Annotated in this window: 5 protein-coding genes; 1 reads left to right on the top strand and 4 read right to left on the bottom strand. The window is 62.1% G+C overall.

Annotated elements, in window-relative coordinates; genetic code table 11:
• Positions 1-1133 precede the first annotated feature (1133 nt).
• Positions 1134-1439 (top strand): helix-turn-helix domain-containing protein, encoded by a 306-nt coding sequence (locus tag GWC77_RS20790; RefSeq protein ID WP_254367067.1) that lies wholly within the window; start codon positions 1134-1136, stop codon positions 1437-1439.
• A gap of 55 nt (positions 1440-1494) precedes the next feature.
• Here GWC77_RS20790 and GWC77_RS20785 read toward each other — a convergent pair whose 3' ends face one another.
• The 4 genes from GWC77_RS20785 to GWC77_RS20770 all read right to left on the bottom strand — a co-directional run bounded on the left by GWC77_RS20785 (position 1495) and on the right by GWC77_RS20770 (position 6120).
• The gene (locus GWC77_RS20785) at positions 1495-1995 is read right to left on the bottom strand and encodes a DNA-deoxyinosine glycosylase (RefSeq protein WP_173260040.1); all 501 of its coding nucleotides are present in this window, start codon (positions 1993-1995) and stop codon (positions 1495-1497) included.
• Positions 1992-2603 (bottom strand): chorismate lyase, encoded by a 612-nt coding sequence (locus GWC77_RS20780; RefSeq protein WP_173260039.1) that lies wholly within the window; start codon positions 2601-2603, stop codon positions 1992-1994. Before GWC77_RS20780 ends, GWC77_RS20785 begins: the two co-directional genes overlap by 4 nt.
• Positions 2603-4495: a molecular chaperone HtpG gene (gene htpG, locus GWC77_RS20775; RefSeq protein ID WP_173260038.1), complete on the bottom strand. Its 1893-nt coding sequence runs from the start codon at positions 4493-4495 to the stop codon at positions 2603-2605. Before htpG ends, GWC77_RS20780 begins: the two co-directional genes overlap by 1 nt.
• A 137-nt stretch (positions 4496-4632) precedes the next feature.
• Positions 4633-6120, bottom strand: a complete 1488-nt coding sequence (locus tag GWC77_RS20770) for a PLP-dependent aminotransferase family protein (RefSeq protein ID WP_173260037.1) — start codon at positions 6118-6120, stop codon at positions 4633-4635.
• Positions 6121-6215 lie beyond the last annotated feature (95 nt).

Raw genomic sequence — 6215 nt, 5'->3', positions numbered from 1 at the left:
GTCGTGGTCGTGATAGGCGACCCGCCGACCGACCGTGGACAACTCGCGCAAGCGCCCAACATGGAGGAAATCAGCCGAACCAAAATTCAACTGCTTAACCGTCCACGGAAACGGGTCACCCCCAGACATTGACCGTATTGGATAACCTCGTACGCATTGGAAAACTAAAGCCCTTCCCGGCGAACCGCAGCGAATTCGAACATCTGATGGGCCCCGCTCGCACCTTGATCGGCACAGTCACAAACAGTGACACGATGGCCACTGAGAGCCAGTTCGTCCTCGCGTACGATGCCGCCCACGCCGCGCCGCGCCGCCTTACGCGCACACCGGATATCGGAGCGACGATCGATACCTCGTGTTTCAGTGCCTCGAACACACGATCGGCTGGGCAACCGAAAAATGGCGCGTACTCGATAACTGCCATCGCAGGCGCAACGCAGCCGAATACGAAGGCAACATCGACCTTCCAGCGAGTCTAACCGCAGAGTTGGTTCGGCTAACCGCCGAACTCATAGACACGGTCTCTCGCCTTGAACAACTGCTTCCGCCCAACTGACGCTACCCCGCGGGAACGCTCTATGACCTCTTCGCGGCACCTCCCAAAGATGATCCGATTTGAGCGAAGCCACGCCGAGAGCCACTCGCGCAGCGCTTCCCACGCCCGCAACTTCTCGGCATAAAGCACGGCCGCACAAGCAGGACTGCGAGCGATGCCCGACTCATGACGCCCGTGTTATCGCAACCGATCCCGCCAACGCTCGCGAGTTGTTCGCAAGTAGTCCACACCTCCATGCGAAGGTCCTTAAAACGGCACGGCCGGCAAACCATCCGGGCTAGAGCCAAATCGCATGCGACGGACATCCTGTCTTAAAAACAAGCCATGTGCCGATAAGGCGCCATTTTGTCGTTAGCATCTGCCGGCTTCGCGAGCCCCGGACGCATGACCGCATGGAGCGATTTCCGGCCAGATATCCGCCCCGCTCGCGTCTATGTCTATGAGGACGCCGCAAAATTGCTCGCGGACTTCAGGGCGGAAGTCGAAGCGATCGTAGCGAGAAAGAGTAGTCAGCATGAGAACAGCTAACGTTTTGAAGGTCGGGATCGCATCATTGGAGCAATACAAGGCTCGGACGATGGCAATCGCCAGGGGCGAATGTGTGCCCAGCCCCAACGAGCCCAAGGTTTGGTTTCAGTCGCTCGAGACGCTAGCGCAGGTGCTTTCCGACCGAAACCGGTCGCTGCTGGCACTGATCGCAGAGACGAAACCGGCATCGCTGACCGAGTTGGCCGAACGCTCGGGCCGTGCGAAATCCAATCGATCGCGAATGCTTCGAATGATGGAGCAATATGGGCTTGTTCATTTCGAAGAAGGCGAGGGCCGGGAAGTGGCGCCGCGCGTCAACTACTCGGGAGTCGAGCTGGCGTTGTCATTCGGGTGATGGGGACACTCGTAAGGCCTCGACTGAGACGCGGGAGTGTTTGCTTCAAGCAAAGCTAGGCCGCCAACCATTTCCGCAACGCCTCCCACGCCCTCAACTTCTCGACATAAGGGACCGACGCATACGCGGGGCTGCTCGACGGTAGCTTGATCAGATCGAGCGAGATTCGACTTTCGGCCAGCGCCTGCATCCCGATCTTGGCAGCGGTACCGCCGTTGAACGCGACAACGGCCAGATTCGGCAACGCTGCCACGAGCGCGGCGAGATCATTCGTCGCGTGATCGCGAATGCGGCTATCGAGGCTGCCTTCGCGCCTCGCCTTCGCGATGACATCCCAAAGCCCCACCCGATGAACGAGCAGAGCTTGCAGCCGCGCTTCGTATTCCATCCCCGGCAGCGCCACACCAATCACATCGCCCATCAAATGCCAAAACCGATTCTGGCGATGCGCGTAGTACTGCCCCTGCGCGAGCGACATCTCACCCGGCAGACTACCGAGCACGAGTACGCGGGTCTCGTCATCGACCACAGGAGCAAATGAGCGCTTGAACGTCACGACATCGATGGATCGAGCAACGCTGACCGCGATCGCCGCCCGAGGCATTCCCAAAGCGCCGGTAGCATGCACTCGGTCACCATCAGCGGCGCGTCCTGTCGCACGAACACGGAACGACGCGCGACGAGCGCATGCGGCGCCGGACCGGCAATCGCTCGGCAAGCCAGCGTGAAAAGAGGATGCCGGCCAGTGAGCCGCGCGCTCGCGAGCGCTGAACGCGAAACGTCGCGATCGCTGTACAAGAGCTCGGCAAGTGGGCGCGTACGCAGCCGGCGCATCGATTGCCATACACCGCGGCTCGCAGCGAGCGGTGCAATGCTGTGTGCGACCACGAACGGCACGCCGGCCACTTCGAGCACGACCTCACGCACCCACACCGGCGAACGCGGTGCAATGCCGAGCGCGGCGTGCTCGTCAGGCCACGCCTGCGCAACCGTTTCGCGCGTGACGCGTACGGCAACCTCGCCGAGCGTGCGCAAATGCGCGGTCAGAGAACCGCCGCGCGTCAACCAGTCCTTCTGATCGGGCGAGCATATCGGGCGCGGCGCGAGCCCCCACCGGGCGCCCGCGGCGCGCGACCGAAGCAAGCGCTGCGCTGCCGCCGGCATTACCGCGCGAGCAAGAGCGCGTTAGTGCGCTTCACGAAGCTCGCTGGATCCTCCAACGCGCCCCCCTCCGCCAGCAGAGCCTGATCGAACAGCAGATGACACCAGTCAGCGAAATCCGCATGCTCGACCGAAAGCTGTTTCACGAGCGCATGCTCCGGATTGACCTCGAGGATCGGATGAAATTCCGGAGCCTGCTGCCCCGCAGCCTTCAGCATGCGCTGAAGGTAGCCGCTCATCTCGCCCTCGTCGGCGACAAGACACGAAGGCGAATCGGTCAAACGGAACGTCAGCCGGACATCCTTCGCCTTATCCTTGAGCACATCCTTCATCTTCTCGACGAGCGGCTTCATCGTCTCGCTCAAAGCCTCGTGCGCCTTTTTCTCCTCGTCGTTGAATGCATCGAGGTCCAAATCGCCACGCGCAACGCTGACGAGCGGCTTGCCCTCGAACTCCGTGAAATAGGCCAGCGCCCACTCGTCGACGCGATCCGACAGCAACAGTACTTCGATGCCCTTCTTGCGGAACACTTCGAGATGCGGGCTGTTCTTCGCGGCCTGCCAGCTCTCGGCGCTGACGTAATAGATCTTCGACTGATCGGGCTTCATCCGCGAGACGTACTCGGCAAGCGAAGCGGTCTGTTCCGCCGAATCCGTGTGCGTCGTGGCAAAGCGCAGCAGCTTGGCGACGCGCTCGCGGTTCGCGAAGTCTTCGCCGAGGCCTTCCTTCAGCACCTGGCCGAATTCCTTCCAGAACGTGGCGTATTTCGCCTTGCCTTCGTCAGTCTCGGCGTTCGCGAGCTCCTCGAGCATCGAGAGGACGCGCTTGGTCACGCCCTCGCGAATCGAACGCACGTCCCGGCTTTCCTGAAGGATTTCACGCGATACGTTGAGTGGCAGATCGCTCGAATCGACGACCCCCTTGGTGAAGCGCAGATACGACGGCAGCAACTGCTCGGCGTCGTCCATGATGAACACACGCTTGACATAGAGCTTCAGACCGCCGCGATGCTCGCGGTTCCAGAGATCGAACGGCGCGTGCGACGGCACGTAAAGCAGCTGCGTATACTCGCTGCGCCCCTCGACCCGGTTGTGCGTCCATGCGAGCGGGTCTTGATGGTCGTGTGAGAGATGCTGATAGAACTGCGTGTATTGCTCGTCGGTGATCTCGCTTTTGGGCCGAGTCCAGAGCGCGCTGGCCTGGTTCACGGTCTCGTCCTCGTCCTTCTCGACCGTCTCGCCCTTCTCCGAATCCCACTCTTCTTTTTTCATGAGGATCGGCAGCGCCACGTGGTCGGAATACTTGCGGATGATCGAGCGTAGACGGTAGCCGGAGAGCAATTCATCCTCACCTTCGCGCAGGTGAAGCGTGATCGTCGTGCCGCGCGCGGGGCGCTCGATCGTTTCGACCGAGAAATCGCCCTCGCCCGCGCTCGTCCAGCGCACCCCCTCGGCTGCTGGAAGCCCCGCGCGGCGCGTCTCGACCGTTATCTTGTCGGCGACGATGAAGCCCGAATAAAACCCGACACCGAACTGGCCGATGAGCGCCGCATCTTTTTGCTGATCGCCCGAGAGGTTCGCGAAGAACTCCTTCGTCCCCGAGCGGGCGATCGTGCCGAGGTGCGAGATCGTTTCGTCGCGGCTCATGCCGATCCCGTTATCGTCGATCGTGATCGTTTTCGCCGCCTTGTCGAACGACACGCGAATGCGCAGATTCGGATCGTCCTCGAAAAGACCGCTGTTCGCGATCGCCTCGAAGCGCAGCTTGTCGGCCGCATCCGACGCATTCGAAATCAGCTCGCGCAGAAAGATTTCCTTGTTGCTGTACAGCGAGTGGATCATCAACTGCAGGAGCTGCTTCACTTCCGCCTGGAAGCTCATGGTTTCTTGTGCCATGCTCTCGATTCCCTATTTCTCGTCAGTAACGGTTGGAGACTCATCGGCTGCGGGCCACATGCGCAGCAAGGCGCATTCCCCGGCGCGCGCATCGCGGCTACGCCACGCGGTGCCGGCAATTCGCCGCGAACGGCCGCTCAATTGGGGGCGGCCTGTGCCGTTTTCAAGACCCTCGCCGGGCGTCGGCCGTCCAGGTAGCCGGACAGAAAACCCGGCAGCGCGGGATCGCCGCAATTTGCTACGTTGAAACGCATCCAGGTCGTCGGCGATTGATGCGGCGAAAAAAGACTACCCGGCGCAAGCAGGAACCCCACCTCCTGCCCCGCCGCGGCCAGCGCATCGGAATCGACTCCGGTGTCCGCCCACAGGAACATGCCGGCCGCCGGCATCGTGAACAGTGAGAGGCCCACGGCTTCGAGCATCCGCGCGCACTTGTCGCGCACGCCGTCGAGCCGCCCGCGAAGACGCTCGACATGCCGGCGGTAGTGCCCCTCGGTCAATATCTTGTAAAGCAAACGCTCATTGAGCTCGGGCGTGGCCATGCCGACGAGCAGTTTCTGATCGGCGAGCGTTTGCGAGAGATCGGGCGACGACGCGATAAACCCGACGCGAAGATTGCCCGTCAACGTCTTCGAAAAGCTGCCGAGATAGATGACGCGCCTCAATTGATCGAGGCTCGCCAGTCGCGTCGCCGGATAGCTCGGCGGACACAGGTCGCCATAGACGTCGTCCTCGACGACGATGAAATCGTACGCCTCCGCGAGCCGCAGAATGCGAAACGCCTGCGCCGGTGTCAGCGACGTCCCGGTGGGGTTGTGCAGCACCGAATTGATGACCAGCATCTTCGGCCGCCAAGTGGCGACGAGCGTTTCCAGCGCGTCGATATCGGGTCCGTTCGGCGTGTAGGGCATCCCGATGAGCCGGGCGCCTTGAGAGGCAAAGCGCCCGAACATCTGGAACCAGGCCGGATCGCCCACGATCACAGGATCGCCCGGTTGGATATAGACGCGCGCGATCAGATCGATTGCCTGCGTAATCCCCGATACGAGGACGATCTGCTCCGGCGCCGCGCCGATTTCAAGTTCCTCGAGACGCGTCTGCAATTGCTGGCGCAGCGGCAAGAAGCCTTGTGCCGTGCCGTTGCCGAGCCATTGCGTCGGGCTTTGGCGGCCGAGCGTACGCAACGCCCCGGCCATGAGTTCGCCGTCGAGCCAGCGAGTCGGCAAGTATCCGAGCCCCGGGCCTTTTTCCGGACTGCTGGTTTGCACGGTAACGCGCAGCAGCCAGGCGACATCGATCGGACTCGGCGGCCGCGCTTCCCGCAACGTGGCGCCGGATTGCTGGCGCTGGCAATCGGGCGCTCCCGACGAACGCTCCCGCACATAGAAGCCCGAGCCGCGCCGCGATTCGAGATATCCCTGCGCCACGAGCCGCTCGTAGGCCTCCACGACGGTAAAGCGCGACACGCCCTTGTCCTGGGCCAGCTTGCGGATCGACGGCATGCGCATGCCGGGGCGGAACACGCGCTCCTCGACACGTCGACGCGCCCATTGAACCAGCTGTTCGACGAGCGTGAGCTGCGAGGCGCCGTGGGGCGCGGGGATGAGATCGAGGGGGACGGACATGGCAGGATCCGAACTGTACAGAAAAGTATCGAAGCGATTGTACCGTTACTGTGCAGGCCACGCCGATTAAAGTGAAGCACACTCCGTTCTTTCGG

Source organism: Paraburkholderia sp. NMBU_R16 (assembly GCF_013282575.1).
Taxonomy (GTDB): Bacteria; Pseudomonadota; Gammaproteobacteria; order Burkholderiales; family Burkholderiaceae; genus Trinickia.
The sequence above is the reverse complement of the archived record's forward strand: the minus strand, read 5'-3'. Positions and strand labels throughout refer to the sequence as shown.

What these genes read in the sequence shown, in the direction of transcription:
- GWC77_RS20790 (WP_254367067.1), top strand. Translation starts at nt 1,134, where the DNA reads ATGGCAATCGCCAGGGGCGAATGTGTGCCCAGCCCCAACGAGCCCAAG.
- GWC77_RS20780 (WP_173260039.1), bottom strand. Translation starts at nt 2,603, where the DNA reads ATGCCGGCGGCAGCGCAGCGCTTGCTTCGGTCGCGCGCCGCGGGCGCC.
- htpG (WP_173260038.1), bottom strand. Translation starts at nt 4,495, where the DNA reads ATGGCACAAGAAACCATGAGCTTCCAGGCGGAAGTGAAGCAGCTCCTG.
- GWC77_RS20770 (WP_173260037.1), bottom strand. Translation starts at nt 6,120, where the DNA reads ATGTCCGTCCCCCTCGATCTCATCCCCGCGCCCCACGGCGCCTCGCAG.